Annotated in this window: 18 protein-coding genes and 1 pseudogene; 11 read left to right on the top strand and 8 right to left on the bottom strand. The window is 73.0% G+C overall.

Features of this window, described 5'->3' with window-relative positions:
* Window positions 1-78: 78 nt before the first annotated feature.
* Complete coding sequence (locus AB0B76_RS21570; RefSeq protein WP_360377771.1) at window positions 79-711, top strand: hypothetical protein; 633 nt, start codon at window positions 79-81, stop codon at window positions 709-711.
* Between the two features lie 48 nt (window positions 712-759).
* On the opposite strand, the gene AB0B76_RS21565 is transcribed toward AB0B76_RS21570, so the two are convergent.
* Window positions 760-954: a hypothetical protein gene (locus AB0B76_RS21565; RefSeq protein ID WP_360377769.1), complete on the bottom strand. Its 195-nt coding sequence runs from the start codon at window positions 952-954 to the stop codon at window positions 760-762.
* Window positions 955-983: 29 nt separating this feature from the next.
* Here AB0B76_RS21565 and AB0B76_RS21560 point away from each other — a divergent pair, with 29 nt between their 5' ends.
* From AB0B76_RS21560 to meaB, 7 genes are all read left to right on the top strand, one after another.
* Window positions 984-1,565 (top strand): ATP-dependent Clp protease proteolytic subunit, encoded by a 582-nt coding sequence (locus AB0B76_RS21560; RefSeq protein ID WP_360377766.1) that lies wholly within the window; start codon window positions 984-986, stop codon window positions 1,563-1,565.
* A gap of 1 nt (window position 1,566) precedes the next feature.
* A complete protein-coding gene (locus AB0B76_RS21555; RefSeq protein ID WP_360377764.1) occupies window positions 1,567-1,914 on the top strand; it encodes an MmcQ/YjbR family DNA-binding protein in 348 nt (115 codons plus the stop codon).
* Between the two features lie 123 nt (window positions 1,915-2,037).
* A complete protein-coding gene (locus tag AB0B76_RS21550) occupies window positions 2,038-3,363 on the top strand; it encodes an acyltransferase (RefSeq protein ID WP_360377762.1) in 1,326 nt (441 codons plus the stop codon).
* 58 nt (window positions 3,364-3,421) lie between these two features.
* A complete protein-coding gene (locus AB0B76_RS21545) occupies window positions 3,422-3,994 on the top strand; it encodes a hypothetical protein (protein WP_360377759.1) in 573 nt (190 codons plus the stop codon).
* Between the two features lie 60 nt (window positions 3,995-4,054).
* Window positions 4,055-5,767: a methylmalonyl-CoA mutase subunit beta gene (locus AB0B76_RS21540; protein ID WP_360377757.1), complete on the top strand. Its 1,713-nt coding sequence runs from the start codon at window positions 4,055-4,057 to the stop codon at window positions 5,765-5,767.
* A complete protein-coding gene (scpA, locus tag AB0B76_RS21535; protein ID WP_360377755.1) occupies window positions 5,764-7,896 on the top strand; it encodes a methylmalonyl-CoA mutase in 2,133 nt (710 codons plus the stop codon). The genes AB0B76_RS21540 and scpA overlap by 4 nt, the downstream gene beginning before the upstream one ends.
* Before the next feature lie 17 nt (window positions 7,897-7,913).
* A complete protein-coding gene (gene meaB / locus AB0B76_RS21530; protein ID WP_360377752.1) occupies window positions 7,914-8,843 on the top strand; it encodes a methylmalonyl Co-A mutase-associated GTPase MeaB in 930 nt (309 codons plus the stop codon).
* Between the two features lie 27 nt (window positions 8,844-8,870).
* Here the strand turns inward: meaB and AB0B76_RS21525 are convergent, their stop codons facing one another.
* Window positions 8,871-9,086, bottom strand: coding sequence for a ferredoxin (locus AB0B76_RS21525; RefSeq protein ID WP_360377749.1), 216 nt, complete (start codon window positions 9,084-9,086; stop codon window positions 8,871-8,873).
* A gap of 125 nt (window positions 9,087-9,211) precedes the next feature.
* On the opposite strand from AB0B76_RS21525, the pseudogene AB0B76_RS21520 reads away from it, so the two are divergent.
* Both AB0B76_RS21520 and AB0B76_RS21515 read left to right on the top strand, forming a co-directional pair.
* A pseudogene (locus tag AB0B76_RS21520) lies at window positions 9,212-9,484 on the top strand (hypothetical protein); the annotation flags it as partial.
* Between the two features lie 71 nt (window positions 9,485-9,555).
* The gene (locus AB0B76_RS21515; RefSeq protein WP_360377746.1) at window positions 9,556-10,800 is read left to right on the top strand and encodes a hypothetical protein; all 1,245 of its coding nucleotides are present in this window, start codon (window positions 9,556-9,558) and stop codon (window positions 10,798-10,800) included.
* A gap of 9 nt (window positions 10,801-10,809) precedes the next feature.
* Here the strand turns inward: AB0B76_RS21515 and AB0B76_RS21510 are convergent, their stop codons facing one another.
* Window positions 10,810-11,706 carry a LysR substrate-binding domain-containing protein gene (locus AB0B76_RS21510; protein WP_360377744.1) on the bottom strand — a complete coding sequence of 299 codons (897 nt, stop codon included), beginning with the start codon at window positions 11,704-11,706 and terminating at the stop codon, window positions 10,810-10,812.
* 75 nt (window positions 11,707-11,781) lie between these two features.
* On the opposite strand from AB0B76_RS21510, the gene AB0B76_RS21505 reads away from it, so the two are divergent.
* Window positions 11,782-12,066: a hypothetical protein gene (locus tag AB0B76_RS21505; RefSeq protein WP_360377741.1), complete on the top strand. Its 285-nt coding sequence runs from the start codon at window positions 11,782-11,784 to the stop codon at window positions 12,064-12,066.
* Here the strand turns inward: AB0B76_RS21505 and AB0B76_RS21500 are convergent.
* The 5 genes from AB0B76_RS21500 to AB0B76_RS21480 all read right to left on the bottom strand — a co-directional run bounded on the left by AB0B76_RS21500 (window position 12,033) and on the right by AB0B76_RS21480 (window position 22,822).
* Window positions 12,033-13,313, bottom strand: coding sequence for a hypothetical protein (locus AB0B76_RS21500; protein ID WP_360377738.1), 1,281 nt, complete (start codon window positions 13,311-13,313; stop codon window positions 12,033-12,035). The two genes, AB0B76_RS21505 and AB0B76_RS21500, sit on opposite strands and share 34 nt — an antisense overlap.
* Window positions 13,314-13,398: 85 nt before the next feature.
* The gene (dnaE, locus tag AB0B76_RS21495; protein WP_360377735.1) at window positions 13,399-16,935 is read right to left on the bottom strand and encodes a DNA polymerase III subunit alpha; all 3,537 of its coding nucleotides are present in this window, start codon (window positions 16,933-16,935) and stop codon (window positions 13,399-13,401) included.
* Between the two features lie 103 nt (window positions 16,936-17,038).
* Entirely contained in the window at window positions 17,039-19,258 is a 2,220-nt protein-coding gene (locus tag AB0B76_RS21490) for an SWIM zinc finger family protein (RefSeq protein ID WP_360377733.1), read from the bottom strand.
* 97 nt (window positions 19,259-19,355) lie between these two features.
* Window positions 19,356-20,507, bottom strand: a complete 1,152-nt coding sequence (locus AB0B76_RS21485) for a VWA domain-containing protein (RefSeq protein WP_360377730.1) — start codon at window positions 20,505-20,507, stop codon at window positions 19,356-19,358.
* Entirely contained in the window at window positions 20,504-22,822 is a 2,319-nt protein-coding gene (locus tag AB0B76_RS21480) for a DUF5682 family protein (protein WP_360377727.1), read from the bottom strand. Before AB0B76_RS21480 ends, AB0B76_RS21485 begins: the two co-directional genes overlap by 4 nt.
* Window position 22,823 lies beyond the last annotated feature (1 nt).

Below are 22,823 nucleotides of genomic sequence, written 5' to 3'. Positions count from 1 at the left end.
CGCCCGGGTCGGCGTCCCCGGCAGTCTTCTCGGCATACCGCGCCGCACCGTACGGCGCTTCACATAGAGGACACCGACATGACGATCCGCACCGAACCCGTCCCCGCCCGCACCGACCTCCCGCCCGTCGTCACCGCCCGCATCTCGGCGCGCTCGACCCGCGCCCTGGGCCTGATGCTCACCGCCGGCGCCCTCACCTGGACCGGCACGATGTTCACGGTCGGCAACAACCCGACCGACTCGCTCGGCCTGACCATCTCCGACCTCGGCGGCGGCGCCTTCCAGCTCGGGCTCTTCGCGCTGCTGGCGGTCCAGCTGCGCACGGCGGCCACCGGCACCTCGAAGGTGGCGCGGGGGATGCTGTACGTCGAGCACGTCCTGCTCGCCGTCGCCACCGTGTGGAGCATCCTGCACGCGGTCCCGGCCCTGCGCGACGCCGCCTGGCTCATCCCGATGGACGTGTTCTGGCCGCTGTCGATGCTGGGCATGTTCGTGATCGGCCTGAAGATCCTGTTCACCGGCCGCTGGAAGGGCGCGGCGCGGGTCTGGCCGACGGTCGCGGAGAGCTGGGCCGTGGTCACCGTCCCGACGTTCGCGATCCTCGGCTCGCCGGTCGCCGACTACGTGGGCGGCGCCCACCTGCTGATCGGCTACGCGGCGCTGGGGCTCATCCTGGCCGCCCGCCCCGAGCTGACGGGGGCCCGCGCATGAACCGCTGGGCCGGCCCCTGCTGACCCGAACGCCACGCCACCCGGATCGTCAGGCCTTCTTCGCCATCATGGGAAGGGTCGCGCGGTCCGGGTTGACGTGCAGCACGCTGAACACGATCGGCTCGCCGCCCTGCCAGCCCACGGCCAGGCGGTGTGTCTCGCGGGTGGCCGGGAACAGCATCCGACCCGACGCCACCCGGCCGGATTCCGCCCGCAGCGGAAAGGGGGTCCGGTGGGCGGTCACGGGCCTCCGCGGTCGCCTATGTTCGGCTCATGCGCCCTTACTACGAACGGCGGGACGAGGAGCCGGGGCCGCCGCCGGCCCAGCACGCGCCGTGGCTCGACGAGCAGCTGTTCGGCCGGCGCATGGTCTTCCTGCGCGGGCCGATCGAGCCCGAGATGGCCGCCCGCGCCGCGGCCACGCTGCTCGCGCTCGACGCGAGCGGCCCCGGGCCGATCAGCCTGCACATGAGCGCCGACCAGGGCAGCCTCACGGCGGTCTGGACGCTCGTGGACGCCATCGACTCCATCGGGGCGCCGGTGCACGCCACCGCCGTCGGCGAGGTGAGCGGGGCCGCGCTCGGGGTGTTCTGCGCGGCGGCCGAGCGCACGGCGTTCACCCACGCGCGGTTCCGCCTGGCCGAGCCGAAGGTGTCCTCCCCCGGCGGCACGGCCGACCAGGTGGTGGCCGAGGCCGGGCGCTACCTGCGCGACCTGGAAGACCTCATTCTGCGCATCTCGGGCGCGACCGGCCAGGCCCGCTCCCGCGTCGAGGACGACCTGCAGGCCGGCAAGGTGCTCAGCGCGCCCGAGGCGATCGAGTACGGGCTCATCTCCGGCATCGTCAAGCGCTGAGATGGCCGGCGTCGACGCCGTGCGGCGGGTGGCCCTCGGCCTGCCCCGCACCACCGAGCACCTCATCCGCGACCGGGTCAAGTTCCGGGTCGGCCGGATCGTGTACCTCGCGCTGTCGCCGGACGAGACCGCCCTCGGCTTCGCGTTCCCCCGGGACGAGCGGGCCGCGCTGGTGGCCTCCGAGCCCGACCGGTTCTTCCTGCCGCGCGCCTCCGACCTGCGCTTCAACTGGGTCTGCGGCCACCTCGACCGGCTCGGCGACGACGAGCTGCGCGAGCTGATCGTGGACGCGTGGCGGATGGTGGTACCGAAACGGGTGTATACGGAATGGCACCGTAGCGCCACGTGATGCATCGGCTGCGTTAAATGCTTATAAAGGCGGGATGTCCGAACGGGTCCATAACACCCCGCCGCAGCTCAAAGCCGGTTCACCCGTTTCGACACGAACCTCACCCTCGGGTTACAGTGCCGGGTGCTCAAAGCGCTCACCCCCTCCTCCGGAACGCCGGTGCGCCGAGAGGGCCGTCTTGCCGCGCTCGACGGCATGCGGCTGGTCGCCGCCCTCCTCGTGATGCTGTACCACTACGTCGGCACCCCCCACTCCAACCTGTGGGTGCATCCCAACCGCGCCGTGTTCGGCCGCCTGTACGACCTGGCCAACTACGGCTACCTCGGCGTGCAGATGTTCTTCTTCATCTCCGGCTTCGTCATCTGCATGAGCTGCTGGGACCGCAACCTGAAAGACTTCTTCGTCTCCCGGGTCGTGCGGCTGTACCCGATGTACTGGGTCGCGATCGCGATCTCGTTCGTGGTCGTGCACTTCAACCGGAACGTGGCGGACGCCAGCGGGGTGATCCGGGCCCCGAAGAACCTCTCGGACCTGCTCGTGAACCTCACCATGGCGCAGGACGCGCTCTACGTGAACAGCGTGGACGCCGTGTACTGGACGCTCTGGGCCGAGCTGCGCTTCTACCTGCTGTTCGCGATCGTCGTCGCGTTCGGGCTGACGTTCCGCCGGGCCCTGGCCTTCGCGGTGCTGTGGCTCATCGCGGCCGTGGTCTGCAGCAACGTGGACAACCCGCTCATCCAGATGATCGTGCAGCCGATGTACGCGCCGTACTTCATCACCGGCATCCTGCTGTACCTGATCCACCGCTTCGGCTCGACCCCGCTGCTGTGGGGCCTGGTCGCCGTGACCCTGCTGGTCTGCCAGCACCAGGTGCTCCTCGACACCCGCCACTTCAACCAGTTCCTGCACGTCCGCATGAAGTGGACGTTCTCCATGGTGCTGGTCGGCGGCTTCTTCCTCGTCCTGGCCCTGGCCGCGCTCGGCAAGCTGAGCTGGGCCAAGTGGCGGTGGCTGACGGTCGCGGGCGCGCTCACCTACCCGCTGTACCTGCTCCACCAGGACCTCGGCGTGATCACGATCCGCCGCCTCAAGGGCACCATCGCGCCGTGGCCGCTGCTGGCCGGCATGATCCTGGCGATGCTCATCCTCGCCTTCCTCTGCCACCGGCTGATCGAGAAGCCGTTCGCGCCACGGTTCAAGCGGCTGCTGTATTCGGGGATGAACTTCGACCCGCCGTCGCTGATCGTGCCGCGCGGGGAACGGACCGTGCGGACCGACAAGCCGACGGAGCCGCCCGCAACGCCCGCAACGCCCGCAACGCCCGTTCCGGCCGCTTCGGCGAACGAGCCGAAGGTGCCGGCGCCCACCGGACCCGAACCAGAACCGGAAGCCGGGCCCGAACCGGAGCCGGTGGCCGCGGCCAACGGCCGGCGGCCCGCGCGCGAGTAGGCCCGGACGCACGATCCGCGGCCGGGGCGCCCGCCCCGGCCGCGGGTTACGATCGAGCGTGGACATCGAGGTGATCGGCGCCCAGCCGGTGCCGGAGCGCCCGGCCCCCGGCCGATCCCGCCGCGGGACGCTGACGATCGCCCTCGCGGTCGCCGTCGGTACCGCGTTCGGCTACGCCCTCGCGATCGCCCGCCCCGCTCCCCGCATGATCATCAGCACGCCCGCCGCCCCGGCCACCACCGCGGCGCCCGCCGGCCTGACGCCGGCCGAGCAGCGGACCATGGTCAGGCGGGTCGAGGAGTACAACAAGCCCGACGGCGACGCCGTCGAGATCACCCCCGTGCGGCTCATGACCGGGCTGCGCAACAACCTCACCCGGCTGGACGACGAGCGGTCCTACCCCGCCGGGGAGTACCGGCTGCAGGTGATCTGCCTCGGCGACGGCCAGGTCTGGGCACTGTTCCGCATCGGCGACGACGAGACGTACGTCGACGTGGACTGCCAGGCCGGGCGGCTCGTCGTGACCCAGCTCGTGCTCACCGCCCGGGCCGGGGGCCGCCGCACGGTGACCGCGGTGACCGACTCCACGCTCGGCGTCGTGGTCGGGCTACAGGTTCTCCGGCGGGGGTGACCCGGTGGAGGTTGTCACAGACCCGGACGATTCGCGGTTCACGGCTCTAACGTGTCCAGCATGAGCGCGCCCCCCGAGGACCTCCTGGAATGGCAGCGGCTCGCGCTCGCCGTGCTGCGCAAGTCCGGGCGGGCCGGCGAGGACACGCCGCCGGAGGCGGTGGCGGACCTGCTGGCCACCGAGACGTACGACGGGCTGCGGATCGCCCCGCTCTACACCGCGGCCGACCCGGCCCCGCCCGCCGGGGCGCCGGGGCACGTGCCGTTCGTGCGGGGCGCGAGCGCGGCGCCGCGGCCATGGGACGTGCGGACGCGCCACGCCGGCCCCGACCCGAAGGCGACCCGGGCGGCGGTGCTGGCCGACCTGGAGAACGGGGCCACCTCGCTGTGGCTGGCCGGCATCGCGCCGGGCGACCTGGCCGAGGCGCTCGACGGGGTGCTGCTCGACCTGGCCCCGGTCGTGCTGGACAACGGGGCCTCGACACCGGAGGCGGCGCGGGCGTTCCTGGCGCTGCCCGGCTCCGACAAATCGGGCAACCTGGGCGCCGATCCGCTGGGCCTGGCCGCACGGACCGGCGAGATCGCGAGCCTGAGCGTTTTGTCCGACTTGTCGAAACTGTCGCCGGTGCCGGTCGCGACGGTCGATGCGACGGTGTACCACGACGCCGGCGCGAGCGACGCCCAGGAGCTCGGGTACGCCACCGCCACCGGCGTGGCCTACCTGCGCGAGCTCGTCGGCGCCGGGCTCTCCGCGGGCATGGCGCTCAAGCAGCTCGAGTTCCGCTTCGCCGCCACCGCCGACCAGTTCGCCACCATCGCCAAGCTGCGCGCCGCGCGGCGGATCTGGGCGCGGGTGGCCCAGGTCTGCGAGGCGCCGCACCTCGGCGCCCAGCGGCAGCACGCGGTCACCAGCGACGCGATGATGACCGCCCGCGATCCGTGGACCAACCTGCTGCGCACCACCCTGGCGTGCTTCGGCGCCGGGGCCGGGGGCGCGGACGCGGTCACCGTGCAGCCGTTCGACGCGCGGCTCGGCCGGCCCGACGCCTTCTCCCGGCGCATCGCGCGCAACACCCAGTCGCTGCTCATCGAGGAGTCCGGGGTCGCCCGGGTGCTCGACCCGGCCGGCGGCTCCTGGTACGTCGAGTCGCGCACCGATGCCCTCGCGCACGCCGCCTGGGACGTCTTCACCGAGGTCGAACGGGCCGGCGGGATGGCCGCGGCGCTGCGCTCGGGGCTGGCCGGCGACCGGATCGGCGCGGTGCGGCAGCGGCGCGAGGACGACCTGGCGCACCGCCGGCAGCCGATCACGGGCGTGTCGGAGTTCCCGGACCTCGCCGAGCGGCGGCCGGTGCGGCCCCCGGCGCCGTTGCCGCCCGAGGGCGGATTACCCCGGATGTGGTACTCGCAGGGCTTCGAGGCCCTTCGCGACGCCGCCGACGCCGCCCCCGCGCCCCCCGCGGTGCGCCTGGTCGCGCTGGGCCCCGTGGCCGCGCACTCCGCCCGCGTCTCCTTCGCGGCGAACCTGTTCGCGGCCGGGGGCGTCCGCCTGGCCGAGGACGCCGCGTCGCCTGTCGCGTGCATCTGCGGCTCGGACCGCTCCTACGCCGAGGAGGCCGCCGCGACCGCCGCCCGCCTGCGCGCCGAGGGCGTCACCAAGGTCTGGCTCGCGGGCCGGGGCGACCACGAGGGCGTGGACGCGTACCTGTACACCGGCTGCGACGCGCTCGCCGTGCTGCGGCAGATCCACGAGGACCTGGGAGTGGCGCCGTGATCCCCGACTTCTCCGAGGTCGCCCTCGGCACCCCCCGGGTCGAGCCGGTCGCCGATGAGCCCGGCGAGGTCTGGGCCACGCCCGAGGGCATCGACGTCAAGGGCGTCTACGGCCCCGGCGACCTCGCCGGCGTCGACTTCCTGGGCGGCCTGCCGGGCATCGCGCCGTACGTCCGCGGCCCCTACCCGACCATGTACACCACGCAGCCGTGGACCGTGCGGCAGTACGCCGGCTTCTCCACCGCCGAGGAGTCCAACGCGTTCTACCGGCGCAACCTGGCCGGCGGGCAGAAGGGCCTCTCGGTCGCGTTCGACCTGGCGACCCACCGCGGCTACGACTCCGACCACCCGCGTGTGGCCGGCGACGTGGGCATGGCCGGGGTCGCCATCGACTCGATCCTGGACATGCGCCGGCTCTTCGAGGGCATCCCGCTGGACCGGATGAGCGTGTCGATGACCATGAACGGCGCGGTGCTGCCGGTCCTGGCGCTGTACATCGTCGCCGCCGAGGAGCAGGGGGTGGCGCCCGAGCAGCTCGCGGGCACCATCCAGAACGACATCCTCAAGGAGTTCATGGTCCGCAACACCTACATCTACCCGCCCGGACCGTCGATGCGGATCATCAGCGACATCTTCGGGTACACCTCGAGACACATGCCGAAGTTCAACTCCATCTCGATCTCGGGCTACCACATCCAGGAGGCCGGGGCGACCGCCGACCTCGAGCTCGCGTACACCCTCGCCGACGGCGTGGAGTACCTGCGCGCCGGGCGCGCCGCCGGCCTCGACGTTGACGTGTTCGCGCCGCGGCTGTCGTTCTTCTGGGCGATCGGCATGAACTTCTTCATGGAGGTCGCGAAGCTGCGCGCCGGGCGGCTGCTGTGGTCGCGGCTGGTGCGCGACTTCGGCGCCACCAATCCCAAGTCGCTGAGCCTGCGCACGCACTGCCAGACGTCCGGCTGGTCGCTGACCGCCCAGGACGTGTTCAACAACGTGGTGCGCACCTGCGTCGAGGCGATGGCCGCCACCCAGGGCCACACCCAGTCGCTGCACACCAACGCGCTGGACGAGGCCCTGGCGCTGCCGACCGACTTCTCGGCCCGCATCGCGCGCAACACCCAGCTGCTGCTGCAGCAGGAGTCCGGGACCGCGAAGGTGATCGACCCGTGGGGCGGCAGCGCGTACGTCGAGCGGCTCACCCACGACCTCGCCGCCCGCGCCTGGTCGCACATCGAGGAGGTCGAGCGGGCCGGCGGCATGGCCCGCGCGATCGACGAGGGCATCCCGAAGCTGCGCATCGAGGAGGCGGCGGCCCGCACCCAGGCCCGCATCGACTCGGGGCGCCAGCCGGTGATCGGGGTGAACAAGTACCGGCCCGACACCGACGAGCCGATCGAGGTCCTCAAGGTCGACAACTCGGCGGTGCGCGCGGCCCAGATCGCCCGGCTGCAGCGGCTGCGGGCCGAGCGCGACCAGGCGTCGTGCGACGCCGCGCTGACCGCCCTGACCGAGGGCGCCGCCAACGGCGGGAACCTGCTGGAGCTGTCGGTGGCCGCGGCGCGCGCCCACGCGAGCGTCGGGGAGATCTCCGACGCCCTGGAGAAGGTGTTCGGGCGGCACACGGCGCAGATCCGTACCATCTCCGGGGTGTACCGCGACGAAGCCCGCGGCGCCGGGAACGTGGAGCGCGTGCGCGCGGCCACCGACGCCTTCGCCGACGACGAGGGCCGCCGGCCGCGCATCCTCGTGGCCAAGATGGGCCAGGACGGCCACGACCGCGGCCAGAAGGTGATCGCGACCGCCTTCGCCGACCTCGGCTTCGACGTGGACGTGGGCCCGCTGTTCTCCACCCCGGCCGAGGTGGCCCGGCAGGCGGTCGAGGCCGACGTGCACATCGTGGGCGTCAACTCCCTCGCCGCGGGGCACCTGACGCTGGTGCCGGCCCTGCGTCACGAGCTCGCCGAGCTGGGCCGCGACGACATCCTCATCGTGGTCGGCGGGGTCATCCCGCCCCAGGACCACGACGAGCTGCGCGCGGCGGGCGCGGCCGCGATCTTCGGCCCCGGTACCGTCATCGCCGACGCCGCCCTCGACCTGCTGGAGGTGCTGCGATCCCGGTTGCAGCACTGAGCGAGCTGGTCGACGGCGTGCGCGCCGGTTCCCGGGCCTGGATCGCCCGGGCGATCACGCTCGTCGAGTCCACGCGCGCCGACCACCGCTCGCGCGCCCAGGAGCTGCTGCACGCCCTGGCCCCGCACGCGGGCGGGGCCCGGCGCATCGGCGTCACCGGCGTGCCCGGCGTCGGCAAGTCCACGTTCATCGACGCCCTGGGGGTGTACCTCATCGAGGCCGGCCACCGCGTCGCCGTCCTCGCGATCGACCCGTCGTCGACCCGCACCGGCGGCAGCATCCTGGGCGACAAGACCCGGATGACCCGCCTGGCCAACGACCCCGCCGCGTTCGTGCGCCCCTCCCCGACCTCCGGCACCCTCGGCGGCGTGGCCCGCGCGACCCGCGAGGCGATGGTCGTCGTGGAGGCCGCCGGCTACGACGTGGTGCTGGTCGAGACCGTCGGCGTGGGCCAGTCCGAGACCGCCGTCGCCGACATGGTCGACACGTTCCTGCTGCTGGCCCTGGCCCGCACCGGCGACCAGCTGCAGGGGATCAAGAAGGGCGTGCTGGAGCTGGCCGACGTGATCGCGGTGAACAAGGCCGACGGCCCGCACGAGCAGGAGGCCCGGGCCGCGGCCCGCGAGCTGTCCGGGGCGCTGCGCCTGCTGCACTCCGGCACCACGGTGCTGACGTGCAGCGGCCTCACCGGGGCCGGCCTGGGCGAGCTGTGGGACCGGCTGAGCCGCCACCACGACGCCCTCGCCGAGAGCGGCGAGCTGCGCACCCGCCGCGAGCGCCAGCAGCTGCGCTGGGTGTGGTCGATGACCCGCGACGCCCTGCTGGACGGCCTGCGCACGAGCCCCGCGGTCCGCGAGCTGACGCCCCGCATCGAGCGCGAGGTCCTCGACGGCACCCTGACCCCGGTCCAGGCCGCCGAGGCCCTCCTCGAGGCCTACCGCAGCTGAGTTTCCCGGCTCGCGCGCGGTACGAAATCAGGCTTCGAGCATCTGCCCGGTCTCCAGGTCCGTCACGGTGATCGCCTCCATGGGGCACATCGCGGCCGCGTCGAGCACGGCCTCGCTGGGCTCGGCCTCCGCGTGCACGGGGTGCGAGCGGCCCTGGACGTCGTCGAGCGCGAAGTGCCCGGGCGCGACCCCGACACAGCTTCCGGAGCCGATGCAGGTGTCGCTGATGGTGATCCGCCACATGCACCCCAATCTATCTCCCTCAGGTCGCGCCCGCGCACGCCGATCAGGCCTGCGGTATGACCGGATCACGCTGGCTCGTGGCGGCGCTGTGCGCACTGATGGTCCTGCTGGCCCCGCTCGTGGCCGCCCAGCCGGCGCCGCGCCGCGCCGACGGGTCCTGGCCGCCGGAGACGTGCAGCCTGCACGACCCGACGACTTCGGGCTGCCTCACCCCGCGCGCCGAGCACGCGCTGGAGCAGGTGAAGCTCGCGGTCCGCAACGCCACGGCCCCCGGGGTGATGTACGTGATCTGGTACCGCCAGATCTGGACCCCGGCCACGGGCTGGCACCCGTACTCCAGCGGCCAGGGCGACCCGAGCAGCGACCATACGAACCATGTACACCTATCGGTGTACTAGACATTGACGGACGTCGAGAAGCGTGATCTGATCCGAGAACTCTTCACGTTCTGGGATCGAGGAGACCGCCAGTGTCCAAGTTCCTCCGTGCCGCGCTCGTGGCGACCGTTGTCGCCTCGGGGGCGCTCGCCGCGACCGCCGCCCCCGCCGCCGCCGCATTACCGACCGCCGCCGTCGCCCTGGGTGACAGCTTCATCTCCGGCGAGGGGGCGGGCAGCTACCAGCCCGTCGTCGACGCCAACGGGGTCGCCCAGGGCTTCCCCGGCTGGTCCGCGCCGAACAGCAACGCCTTCTTCTGCCACCGCTCCGCCAACGCCTCGCTGCTGCAGGCTTCGCTGCCGGGCATCCAGGACCGGTACAACCTCGCCTGCTCCGGCGGCCGCCCGTCCGACTTCGCCGCGCCCTCCTCGGCCCGCGACAAGGGCCGGACCGTCGCCGCGCAGCTCGACCAGCTCCGCGCCGTCGCCCAGACGCACGACATCGACCTCGTGCTCGTCGGGCTCGGCTCCAACAACAGCCAGTTCACCTTCGGCGACGTGGCGGAGAAGTGCGCCAACCGCTTCATCGCCGACGCGTGGACGGGATGGTGGGAGTTCTGGGCGTACCTCAACGGCCCGGTCGAGCAGGCCCCGTGCGCCGCGGCCGACCTGGCCACCCCCGCGCAGTTCTCCGCCGCCACCGCCGAGACGGTCGCCGCCGTCCGGCAACTGCTCGTCACCCTTGACCAGGTCGACGCCGACCACCAGCACCGGGTCGTGTTCCAGGACTACACCAACCCGCTGCCGTTCGACCTCGACCCCTCCTACTGGGAGGCCGACGGCCGCCAGGACGACCGGGACAAGTTCCGCGACCTCGGCGCGCTGCGGTACGCGGCGGGCTGCCCCATCCACCGCGCCAGCCTCTCGGCCGGGCACCTCTTCTCGCAGGGCCTCGGCACGATGGTGCAGAGCGTGCACGACACCCTCGCCGCCGAGCGCCCGGGCGACGACCTCGTGTTCCTCGACGTCCAGCACGCCTTCGACGGCGCCCGGCTGTGCGAGCACCCGGGCAGCCCGGCCAATGCCCTGGCCACCCCGATCCGCCTGCAGGACGGCCCGAGCGGCACGTTCGTGACGAGCCTGTCGGGCAAGGACAAGATCGCGATCCAGAAGATCGCCAATACCTGTGTGTCGTACTTCCAGACGTGCCAGGAGTCGTGGCATCCGACGGCCGCGGGCCAGGCCGTGCTGGCCAAGTGCCTGAGCGCGGCCTCGGCGACGCCCGCGCGGGCGGTCACCTGCTCCCGGCAGCCCGACGGCACGATCGTCGCCGCGTAGCGGTTCGTTTCACCGCGGCCCGGGACTCACGGCTCGCAGGCAGGTCAGCAGCGCCTCGACCGCCGGCAGCTGGGCCCGGGCCGCGGTCACGTGCGCGTCCAGGCTGCGGGCGCCGGCGACCGGCAGCGACGTCACCGTGATCTCGTCGCGGTGCACGCCGCGCAGGGCCAGGTCCGGGGCGATCGTGGCGCCGTGGCCGGCCGCGACCAGGGTCAGTACCGTCGGATAATCCACGCAGGCGTGCACCCGGCGCGGCGTGAAGCCCCGCTCGCGGCACACCCGGTCGAGGATCTGGCCCGTCGTCGACGCGGGCGGGCCGGCGACCCACGGGCGGTCGGCCAGGTCCTCGAAGGCGTGGACGGGCGGCCACGCGGCGGGCACGACCACGCGGTACGGGTCGTCACAGAGCGGTACCACCGTGACCTGACGGTGCTGGGCGCTGCGCTGCACCGCGTCGCGCTCGGTGACGGTCAGGTCGATGCCGCCCAGCCGCAGCTCGCGCAGCGCCGGCGCGCCCTCCAGCTCGGTGATCGAGCAGACCACGTCGGGGAAGTCCGCGCGCAGCCGGTCCATCGCCGGTACGAGCAGGTGGCGGATCACCGTCGCGAACGCGGCCACCCGCACCAGGCCCGCCGCCCGGCCGGACATCGCGGCCAGCTCGCGCTCGGCCTCGGCCAGCTCGCGGGCGATCGCCTCGGCCCGGCCGGCCAGCACGCGGCCCGCCGCGGTGAGCACCGCCCGGCGCCCGGAGCGGTCGACCAGCGGCCGGCCCACGCTGTGCTCCAGCTGCGCGAGCTGCTGCGACACCGCCGACGGGGTCACGTGCAGGGCGGCCGCGGCCCCGGCGAGGGTGCCCCGGCGCGCGATCGCGGCGAGGACGGCCAAGCGGCGCGGGTCGAGATCCATGTTGAGGCCTGCTTAAGGTGCGCTGTAGGAATTCTCGTTCACACGTTAGCCCCGCTTGATGCGAGGATCGACGTCATGTTGATCGGCTTCATGGGCTGGATCGGGGCCGCGCTGGTGCTGGCCGCCTACGGCCTGGTGTCAGCCAAGCGCCTGACCGGGGACGGGTTCGCCTTCCAGGCCATGAACATCGTCGGGGCGGTGGCGCTGGCGTGGAACTCGGCCGTCAGCCACGCGTGGCCGTCGACCGCGGTCAACGTGGTCTGGGTCGGAATCGGGGCCGTCGCGATGTTCCGGATCGCCCGCCAGGCCCGGCGGGCGCCGGAGCCTCAGATGGAGTACCAGGGCGCCCGGATCCGGTAGAACGAGAACTCGCCCGCGGTCGCGCACGCCAGGTAGGTGTGGCTCCACGTGCACGAGTCGGGCCGGGCGTCGACGTCGCCGAGGGTGCGCGCGGTGCCGTGCTCGGCGTCGACGCCCATCCAGGCGTAGGCGCCGGCCGGGGGTACCGACGGCAGCAGCAGGTAGCTGCCCTCGTCCAGCCGGGCCGCGCGCTTGCCGGGCCAGCTGTGCACCGCCCGGCCGGCGGAGTCCAGCAGCGTCTCGGTGACGCCGTCCGCGGTCGCGGTGCGCAGCATGACGCGGTCGCCGACCGCCACGGCCTGCGACGGGCGTTCGGCCGCAACGCGGAACTCCACCTGGCCGGTCGCCGTGTCGAGCTGGGTCAGGAAGTGCTCCTCGCCGACACAGATCCGCTCCTCGCCGCACGAGGTGACGAACAGCGGCCGGGCCTGCGCGTCCGGCGACGTCCACGCCCACTCGGCCTTGCCGAGGCGGGTGCGGTCGTACGCGCGCAGCTCGAACCCGGCGCGGCTGGGCGCGACGAAGATCTGGTTCTCGTACGGGTACACGAGATCGCCCGGCTCGGCGAGGCCCGTCCCGGCGCCGAGCACGTGCCCGCCGGAGAGCCCGACGACCTCCAGGCCCCGGTCGGCGGTGGCCCGGACGATGTGCGGGTCGACGGTCAGCGCCTCGTCCAGCGGCTCCCCCGCCGTGGACGTCGGCACCTGCTGGCCGCTCCAGTTGTCGGTCAGCCACCAGCTCGCCGCGCCGCCCGGCTGGTCGAGGTCGGCCATCGGCTTGCCGGTGCCGACGTCGGTGATGCTCAGGCGGTGCGTGGCGCCGACGTACCGGACGAAGTACTTGCCCACGAGCGCCCAGCGGTCGGCCGACTCCACGTCGAAGGCCGCGAACGGCACGCCGTTGTTGGCGTTGAGCAGCGTGATCCGCCGGTGCCCGGCCGCATCCGGCATCCCGGTGACCTGCACCATGCCGCGGGCCGAGCGGAAGGTCTCGACGTCGCTCAGGCCCGTGTTGGTCCACAGCGCGACGCCGGGCTTGTCGGAGTCGACGGCCCGCAGCTCGTAGCCCCCGGCGCCGGTGGCCCGGCCGAGGAAGGCCCGGCCGCCGTCGAGGTAGGCGCGGGCCCGCTCGCTGTCGGCCGGCAACGCCACGCCGCCGATCCGCTCGAAGCGCTCGAAGCCGTACGGGCGCTGGCTGACGCGGTACACCACGCTGAAGATGAGCAGCACGACGGCGAGCACGGCCACGGCGGAAGCCGACCACCGCGCCCGCTCGGAGAGCCATAAGGACCGCACGTGCCTGTGCACCCGCCGAGGTTACCCCGCGGCGACCTCAGCTGAAGCTGTTGGGCCCGAGCAGTGCCTTGAGGTCGCCCTTGAGCGCCGTGGTCGGGTTGACGTGGTACGGCCCCAGGCGCAGCAGCGTCACCCGCGAGCCGTGGCTGAGCTTCACGTGCACCTCGGCCTTGCCCGGGTGGTTGACCAGGATCTCCTTGAGCCGGTCGACGAGCGGCGGGGTGCACCGGGTGGCGGGCAGCGACAGCACGACCGGCCGGTTCTCGTCGGCGGCGCTGATGTCCGGCATCGACAGGTCCATCGCCATCAGCCGGGGCGTCTCGTCGCGCCGGTCGACGCGGCCCTTCACGACCACGATCGCGTCCTCGGCGATGTACTGCCCGACGAGCTCGTAGGTGTTGGGGAAGAACAGCGCCTCGACCGCGCCGCCGAGGTCCTCCAGCGTCGCCGAGGCCCACGGCTTGCCCTGCTTGGTGATGCGCCGCTGCACGCCGGTGAGCATGCCGGCCAGGGTGACGACGGTGCCGTCGGCGATCGCGCCCTCCTCCGAGAGGCGGCTGATCTCGGTGTCGGCCGCCTTGGACAGCACCGACTCCAGGCCGAACAGCGGGTGGTCGGAGACGTACAGGCCGAGCATCTCCCGCTCGAACGTGAGCAGCTCGCGCTTGTCCCACTCGATCTGGGGGATCTGCACCGACATCGCCGTGCCGCCGGAGGACGAGTCCTCCGTGCCGAACGCGTCGCCGAACAGGTCGAACTGCCCGATGGCCTCGTTCTTCTTGAGGTCGGCGTAGTTGTCGATCGCGTCGGCGTGGATGGCCAGCAGGCCGCGGCGCGGGTGCTTCATCGAGTCGAACGCGCCCGCCTTGATCAGCGACTCGATCGTCTTCTTGTTGCACACGACCGCGTCGACCTTCGACAGGAAGTCGTCGAAGTCCTTGTACGGCCCGTTCGCGGTCTGCCGGCAGCGCGCGATCGCGTCGACGACGTTGTGGCCGACGTTGCGCACCGCGGCCAGGCCGAAGCGGATGTCCTTGCCGACCGGGGTGAAGGGGCCGGTGGACTCGTTGACGTCGGGCGGGAGGACCTCGATGCCCATGCGCCGGCACTCGGCCAGGTACATGGCCATCTTGTCCTTGTCGTCGCCGACGCTGGTGAGCAGGGCGGCCATGTACTCGGCCGGGTAGTTGGCCTTGAGGTAGGCGGTCCAGTACGAGACCAGCCCGTAGCCGGCGGTGTGGGCCTTGTTGAAGGCGTAGTCGGCGAAGGGCACGAGCACGTCCCAGAGCTTCTGGATCGCGTCGTCGCTGTAGCCGTTGCCGCGCATGCCGTCGCGGAACGGCACGAACTCCTTCTCCAGGACCTCTTTCTTCTTCTTGCCCATGGCCCGGCGCAGCAGGTCGGCCTGGCCCAGCGTGTAGCCGGCCAGCTTCTGCGCGGCGCGCTGCACCTGCTCCTGGTACACGATCAGGCCGTACGTCGGGCCGAGGATCTCCTTGAGCGGCTCCTCCAGCTCCGGGTGGATCGGGATGATGTCCTGCTGGCCGTTCTTGCGCAGCGCGTAGTTCGTGTGCGAGTTGGCGCCCATCGGGCCGGGCCGGTACAGGGCCAGCACGGCCGAGATGTCCTCGAAGTTGTCGGGCTTCATCAGCCGCAGCAGCGAGCGCATCGGGCCGCCGTCGAGCTGGAACACGCCGAGGGTGTCGCCGCGGGCCAGCAGCTCGTAGGCGGGCTTGTCGTCCAGCTCGAGCGCGAGCAGGTCGAGGTCGATCCCGCGGCTTTTGATGTTCTTCACCGCGTCGTCGATGATCGTCAGGTTGCGCAGGCCCAGGAAGTCCATCTTCAGCAGGCCGAGCGTCTCGCAGGTCGGGTAGTCGAACTGCGTGATGATCGCCCCGTCGGCGTCGCGCCGCATGAGCGGCACGTGGTCGATGAGCGGCTCGGCGGACATGATCACGCCGGCCGCGTGGACGCCCGTCTGCCGGATCAGGCCCTCGAGACCCTTCGCGGTCTCGACGACCTTCTTGACGTCGGGGTCGCTGTCGTACAGCGCGCGGAACTCGACCGCCTCGGAGTACCGCGGGTGGTTGGGGTCGAAGATGCCCGAGAGCGGGATGTCCTTGCCCATCACCGCGGGCGGCATGGCCTTGGTGATCTTGTCGCCGACCGCGAACGGGTAGCCCAGCACGCGCGCCGAGTCCTTGATCGCGGCCTTGGCCTTGATGGTGCCGAAGGTGGCGATCTGCGCGACCCGGTCGTCGCCCCAGCGCTCGGTCACGTAGCGGATGACGTCGCCGCGCCGGCGCTCGTCGAAGTCGATATCGATGTCGGGCATCGAGACGCGGTCGGGGTTGAGGAACCGCTCGAAGATCAGCCCGTGCGGGAGCGGGTCGAGGTCGGTGATCCCCATCGCGTACGCGACCAGGCTCCCGGCCGCCGAGCCACGCCCGGGCCCGACGGCGATGCCCTCGTTCTTGGCCCAGAGGATGAAGTCCGAGACGACGAGGAAGTACGCCGGGAAGCCCATCTTGATGATGATGTCGGCCTCGTAGTCGGCCTGCCGCTGGTGCACCTCGTCGACGCCCCCGGGGAAGCGCCGCGCCAGGCCGCGGGCGACCTCGGCGAGGAACCAGGACTCCTCGGTCTCGCCCTCCGGCACCGGGAATCGCGGCATCAGGTTGCGGAACTCGAACATGCCGTCGGTGTCGACCTTCTCGGCCACCAGCAGCGTGTTCCGGCAGCCGTTCTGCCACAGCTCGGACGAGTCGACGGCCCGCATCTCGTCGGCGGACTTGAGGTAGTAGCCCGAACCGCCGAACCGGAACCGCTTCGGGTCGTTGATGTTCGCCGCGGTCTGCACGCACAGCAGCACGTCGTGGGCCTCGGCCTGGGCCTGGTGCGTGTAGTGCGAGTCGTTGGTGACCACGGGCGGGATGTTGAGCCGCTTGGAGATCTCGGTCAGGCCCTCGCGGACCCGCTTCTCGATGTCGAGGCCGTGGTCCATGACCTCGAGGAAGTAGTGCTCCTTGCCGAAGATCTCCTGATACTTCGCGGCAGCCTGCAGGGCCTCGTCGAACTGGTCGAGCCGCAGCCGCGTCTGGACCTCGCCGGACGGGCAGCCGGTCGTGGCCATCAGGCCCTCGGCGTGCTCGGCGATGATCTCGGCGTCCATCCGCGGCCACTTCACGAAGTGGCCCTCGATCGACGCGCGCGAGTTGAGCCGGAACAGGTTGTGCAGGCCGGTCTTGTTGCGCGCCCAGATGGTCTTGTGGGTGTAGCCGCCCGAGCCGGAGACGTCGTCGTCCTTCTGGTCCGGCCGCCCCCAGCGGATGCGCTGCTTGGTCAGGCGGGACTCGGGCGCGACGTACGCCTCGACGCCGAGGATCGGCGTGACCCCGGCCCCCTTGGCCTGCTTGTAGAAGTCGTACGCACCGTGCATGTTCCCGTGGTCGGTGATCGCGACGGCGGGCATGCCGAGCCGGTTGGCCTCGGCGAACATCTCCTTGAGCCGCGCGGCGCCGTCGAGCATGGAGTACTCGGTGTGCACGTGGAGATGCACGAACGAGTCGGCCATGCTCAACCCCCCAGGGCTCGGTCTGACAGGTCCGGCCCTGGACCCTACCCCTATCCGGACCGCTGTGCGGGGATGCCCCTCGGACGTGTCGAAGGGCACTGCGCTACTGCAGTTCCGCCGTTACCGTCAGTCGCAGATGGGCGTCGACCCAAGCCTCGGCCGCCGCCGCGCCGGGGTCGGGCCCGAGCGCCGCCCGGAGCCGCTCGACGGCCGCGGCCGCCTTGTACAGTCCCGTCTGGTTCAACCCGTCACCGGCCTTGCGCAGACGGTCACCGAAGCCGGGCGGGAGGTGGCGCATACCCCGGTGGGGCATCTCGGCCAGGGTGGCTATCGCGTGGTCGAGGGCGGCCTGGACGGGGTCCTTGCGCCCCTCCCACGCCGGCCCGATGTCCCGGCGATCGGCCTCGGCCAGATCGGGAACGACGACGCGCACACCGTCGGCGATCGCGAGGGGGTCGATCTCGATGCCGCCTTGGGCGCGCCTGACCACCCCGCTGATGTACACGACCGCGTCCTTGGCGCTCGCGTTCGCGTCTTTGGCGTTCGCGTCTTTGGCGTTCGCGTCTTTGGCGCTCGCGTCTTTGGCGCTCGCGTCTTTGGCGCTCGCGATCGCGTCTTCGGCGCTCGCGTCTTGTGGATGCGCGTCCTTGGCGAACTGTGCGGTGCCGGCGAACGCGTCGAGGCTCGCGGCGATGGCGTCCAGGCGACCGGGGGCGGCGGCCGTGTGCGTCGCGGTCAGGGTGGCCAGGTTGCCGTGCCGATCGGCGAGCACGGCCTCGAGCCGCTGAGCCCCCGGCGCGTACGCCACGGCCCGCACCTCCGCGACCTCCAGCACCCGAACGAGCTCGGCCTCGATCCGCGGCCGGACGACCCGCGGCGGCAGCCGATCGAGCTCCGCGGCGAGCGCGGCCAGATCCCGCACGAGCAGCGCCTCGGGCAGCCCGCCCCAAGCCCCGCGCGACACCGTAACGGTGGCCTTGGCGACGCGGCTCGTAGCCAGCCGTACCGCCCGGCTCGCACTACGCACCGCCGACTCCGTCACGAGGGTCCCCGCCGCGAGCCCGCCGACGCTCGACCCCGCGAGCCGCCGCCGCCCGAGCACCGCACCGCTGTCGTCCCCGTCCCAGGCCCGGCGCAGCACGAGCACGGTGGCACTGTCGGCGTGGGCCAGGTACACCTCGACAACCCGCCGCTCGTCCCCGCCCACCGCACTCCCGGCCGCCACGACCCGGCACCCGAGCCCATCGAGCCGAACCCGCCGCAGCGGCGTCTCGGCCGCCTCCTCGGTCCCGAGCACCCGAGCCCGCCCCTGCCCGCCGCGCGCCGCCCGGGCCCGAGCGTGCAGCTCCCCGACGAGCTCGGCAACCCGCTCGGGCGTGTAACCGCTCCCCCGCTCCCGGTACGCCTCCAGCTGCTCCGCCAACTCCCCGACCGCATTCAACGGCCACCGCAGCCCGGCCCGCTCGAGCCGCCGCCGCACCTCGGCTACGCGCCCCGCGAACCCGGCACCGAGGTGAATCGCCCCGCCGAGCAACACCTCGTCGGCGAGCAAAACCCCGGCCTCCTGCTCCCCCGGCAACGCCCCGCCGCCGCCCGCCTCCCGCTGACCCGCCTGCGCCCCGCCGCCGCCCGCCTCCCGCTGACCCGGCCGCGCCCCGCCGCCGCCCGCCACCCGCTCGTCGGGCTGCGCTCCTTCGCCTCCGGGCTCCTGCGGCTCGCCGACGTCGACCTGGACATCGGGTACGCCCGGCGCCTCCTCATCGGCGACCCGGAACGCCCACACCGCAAGCGCGATCACGTCGTCCCGGGCCCCGGCAACCGCATCGGTGTGGACGAACCCGAGATCGTCCGGCACCAGGAACCGCACGGTGGCCGACCCGAGGTCGACGCGCGCGGCGGGATCGGCGGCGCTGGGCCGGTACACCCGCGCGTGGTACCCGGCCCGCCGAGCCCTCCGCGCCGCCGCCAGCATCCGCGGCCCGATGCGCTCGGCGAGCCGCTCGTCGCCGAACCGCCCCGGCGACCAGTCCACGACCCGGCCCGGTGTCTCCTCGGCCGCCGCGCCCACCTGGTACGCGAGGATCAAGCCGAGCACATGCCGGCACACGCCGGCCGCCCCGCACGTGCAGCTCGCCCGCTCCAGCCCCCCGCTCGGCAGCACTGGCGCGGCCCCGTCGGCACAGGTCCCGCGGAGCGTTCCGTCCGGCTCCTCGACCACGGCCGGCGGCGCCGCGTCGACCTCCTTGGCGGCGCGCTTGACGAGCCCCCGGTTGGTGAGCGCCGCGAGCGCATCGGCCGTCAGCGCGAGCACGTCGTTTCTCATCGCCCCACCGTCGTCCCGCAGCGCACCGGCCCGAACCCGTTCCCGGCCGGCGCCGAGCGACGCATCAGCGGGAGCCGGTCCCCAACTCGTCTTGCGCTCATCGGCCCACGTGCTCCGCCACGAAGGCCGCCAGCTCGCCCGGGGTCATCGCGCCCACCGCGGCCCCGACGTCGGCGAGGTGCCGGCCCATCTCCGGGTCGTACGCGGGCTCGGCCTGCTCATCCAGCGCGGCCAGGCACAACACCTTGGTGCCCTGCTCGACGAGCGCCCGCACGCCGCGCACCAGCCGCCCCGGGTCGCCGCCCTCGTAGAAGTCGCTGATGAGCGCGACGATCGTGCGGCGGGGCTGCTCGACCAGCCCCGTGGCGTACGCGACCGCGCGCCCGATGTCGGTACCGCCGCCGAGCTGCACCTTCATCAGGATCTCGACGGGATCGTCGATCTCGCCGGTCAGGTCGGCGACGTCGGTGTCGAACGTGACCAGGTGCGTCTTCACGCCGGGCAGCCCCCAGAGGCACGCCGCGGTGACGGCCGCGTGGATCACGGAGCCGGCCATCGAACCCGACTGGTCGACCAGCAGGATCAGCTGCCACCGCTCGACGTGGCGGCGGGTACGCGAGAAGAAGTAGGCCTGCTCGACGTACACCTTGCGGTCCTGCGCCCGATAGTGCCCCAGGTTGGCCCGCAGTGTCCGCCGCACGTCGAAGTCGCGCGCCAGCCGGAACCGGCTCGGGGTGCGCGACCGCGCCCCCGTGAACGCCCGCCGCACCTCGGTCGCGAGCCGGTCCATGAGCTGTTTGACGACCGCCTCGACGATCCGCCGCGCCTGGTGCAGGACCTCGGGGTTCATGAGATGTCTGGTGCGCAGCACGGCCCGCAGCAGCGTCTCGTTCGGCTCGATCCGCGCCAGCACCGCGGGGTCCGTCACCACGTCATGGATCTGGTACCGCTCCACCGCATCCCGCTCGAGCCGCTCGATGGTCTCCTTCGGGAACAGCTTCGTGATCTGATCGAGCCAGTCGACGGTCGTGATGATCGACGGCCCGTCCCCGCCGTGCCGCCCGGTCCGCCTGACCCCGCGCCGCTGCAGCTCCTCATCCCGCCCGTACAGCCAGTCCAGCGCCGCGTCCTGCCCGACCCCGCCGGCATTGAGCACCGCACCGCCGAGCGCCCCGTCGGCGGCTTCCCCGAGCACGAGCCGCCACCGCTGCAGCCCCGGGTCGACACCGCCGTCCGAGTCCGTACTCATGACACCAGCCCCTGACGCGCCAACGCGGCATCCACCCGCTCCTCCAGCGCGGCCGCCCGCGCCAGTACGCCCGCATCGACCGCGGGCGCCCGCAGCAGGGCCCGCCCCGACCCCGCGACCCCGCGCCGGGCCAGCACATGTTCGGCGATCGTCTCCCGCTCCCGCGGCGGGAAGTACGCGAACGCCTGCCGCAACGCCGGCAACGCGATCAGGAAGTCCTCGGCCCCGAACCCGCACACGAGCTCGTCGAGCAGGTCCAGCACCCCCTGCGCGTGCAGCACCTCCTCCCGCGCCACCGCGAACAGCCCCGCCAGCCAGTCCCCGAGCGCGACCGGCCCGCCCGCGCCCCGGACCGCCCGCAGCGGATCGCCCTGCGCCCCGAGCGCCCAGCCGAACCCGAACGCCCCTCCGCGCAGGTCGGGCGGCCCGTCCCGCCCGGCCGCGACCCGCCCCATCGTCGCCAGCGCCGCGTCCCGATCGAGCCCGAGCTCGGCCCCGGCGTGCCGCGCCGCGTCCCGCAGCGCGACGACCGCCCCGATCCGCCCCGGGTCGGCGGGCGCAGAGGCCCCCCGCGCCCCTTCGGCCAGCCAGAGCACCCGGTCGTGCGCCGCGGCGATGACCACCCCGAGCGCCGCGGACCCGGCGGTGCCGAGCAGCCGATCATGCCGCCACAGCGCCAGCAGTACCCCGAGCAGCCGCCCCACCTCCCCCAGATCCTGCGCCGCGGCGATCCCGCGCCCGAGATCGCGCAACACCTGCTCCGACAGCCGGGTCGTGCCGCACAGCGCCGCGTCGAACAACGCCTCGGCGAGCACCCCCACGCGACCGCCCGCCCCCGCGATGCGCTCGGCGATCATCGCGGCCGCGGCCGCCTCGAGCGTCGCCCCGTACGCCCCCGCCTCGATCAACGCCGGCAGCCGATGCTCGTGCTCGCTGACCGTCCACTGCTCGTCGAGCACCGGGTCGATCCCCGTCGCCGGCCCGTGCCGCCGCGCAAACCCCGGGATCGCCAGCACCCGCAGCCGATGCAGCATCCGGCTGCGCCGCAGCCCGTCGGGGTTCGTCAGGCTCAGGGCGACCGCCCCGCCCGCGGCCAGCCCCTCCCGCTCGATCTCGGCCGCCACGTCGTGCACGAGCGGCGGCAACGGCGTCGCCTTGTGCAGCCGCCCGACCCGTTCCCCGCTGAGCGCCGCGACCATCTCGACGACGACCGGATGCGTACCGGGCCGCAGCCTCCCCCGCGTCGCCCACGGCAGTGGCTCGTCGAGCGCGTCCTGCACGAGCGCGGCGGCGAGCCCGTCGAGAATGTCGGTCCGCCCGGGGTGCCGGTGCCCGCGTACCGCCGCGAGCCCGGCCGCGGACGCCCGCGCCGCGATGAGATCCGCGGTCGAGGCCCGCTGCCGCCGCTCCCGCAACCGCCCGACGACCGCCTCGACCAGCCCCTCCGCGGCCCGCTCCGGCCCCGAGTCCCACAACCGCTGGTAGTACTCCGGCGACGGCATCCCCGACTGGTACCCGTCGAAAGCGTCGAGCCGCCGAAACGAATACGGCACCAAGTAACTCCCGCCGACGGCCCCTTCCGGCAACACCGGCGCGACCGGCCACGCGTCGCTACCGTCGCGCTCGGCCCCTGCAGGCGGCAACCCGTCGCCGTCCCCCTCGGGGCCCTCACCCGCGAGCCGAACCAGCGCCGGCCGGTGAAACCCGCCCGTGACCACGACCACGGGCCGTTCCCCGGCCTCGCGCACCGCCGCCCGCACCCACCGCGCCATGTACTCCTCGCGCGCCCGATCCCCCTCGCTCGCCTCCGACTCCCCGCGCAGCAGATCGAAGTACGCCGTCAGCCGAGCCTCGATCCCGCTCCCGTCCCCCGTGGGCTCGATCTCGAAGAGGTGGTCCCACAGCGAGTCCACGTTGTCGACCGAGAACGTCCCGCACAGCCGGGCGATCGCCTCGGCGTAGCGCTCGTCGGCATCGGAGTACCGGTTCTCGCGCCCGGCCAGTGCCTCGTGCCAGGCAGGCAGGTCGATGAAGCGCACCTCGGCCCCGGCGGCGTGACCCTCCCGCAGCGCGACCCACTCCGGCGAGTACTCGCAGAACGGCGCCCACGACCCGGCGTGCCGATGCTCGTCGCGGTAGCTGCTGAACACCGCGATGGGCAGGTCATGCCCGAGCAGCAGCTCGCCGATGCGGTCGTTCATGTCCGCCGGCCCCTCGACGAGCACGTACGCGGGCCGAAGGGCGGCGATCGTCTCGCCGACCAGTCGGGCACAGGCGGGGCTGTGGTGCCGCACCCCGATGAACGTTGCCGGCATC

The organism is Dactylosporangium sp. NPDC049140 (assembly GCF_040648435.1).
This window is presented reverse-complemented; position numbering and strand designations above follow the sequence as displayed.

Coding starts and splice junctions, on each gene's coding strand:
- AB0B76_RS21570 (WP_360377771.1), top strand. CDS start 79: ATGACGATCCGCACCGAACCCGTCCCCGCCCGCACCGACCTCCCGCCC.
- AB0B76_RS21560 (WP_360377766.1), top strand. CDS start 984: ATGCGCCCTTACTACGAACGGCGGGACGAGGAGCCGGGGCCGCCGCCG.
- AB0B76_RS21555 (WP_360377764.1), top strand. CDS start 1,567: ATGGCCGGCGTCGACGCCGTGCGGCGGGTGGCCCTCGGCCTGCCCCGC.
- AB0B76_RS21540 (WP_360377757.1), top strand. CDS start 4,055: ATGAGCGCGCCCCCCGAGGACCTCCTGGAATGGCAGCGGCTCGCGCTC.
- AB0B76_RS21525 (WP_360377749.1), bottom strand. CDS start 9,086: ATGTGGCGGATCACCATCAGCGACACCTGCATCGGCTCCGGAAGCTGT.
- AB0B76_RS21510 (WP_360377744.1), bottom strand. CDS start 11,706: ATGGATCTCGACCCGCGCCGCTTGGCCGTCCTCGCCGCGATCGCGCGC.
- AB0B76_RS21505 (WP_360377741.1), top strand. CDS start 11,782: ATGTTGATCGGCTTCATGGGCTGGATCGGGGCCGCGCTGGTGCTGGCC.
- dnaE (WP_360377735.1), bottom strand. CDS start 16,935: ATGGCCGACTCGTTCGTGCATCTCCACGTGCACACCGAGTACTCCATG.
- AB0B76_RS21490 (WP_360377733.1), bottom strand. CDS start 19,258: ATGAGAAACGACGTGCTCGCGCTGACGGCCGATGCGCTCGCGGCGCTC.
- AB0B76_RS21485 (WP_360377730.1), bottom strand. CDS start 20,507: ATGAGTACGGACTCGGACGGCGGTGTCGACCCGGGGCTGCAGCGGTGG.
- AB0B76_RS21480 (WP_360377727.1), bottom strand. CDS start 22,822: ATGCCGGCAACGTTCATCGGGGTGCGGCACCACAGCCCCGCCTGTGCC.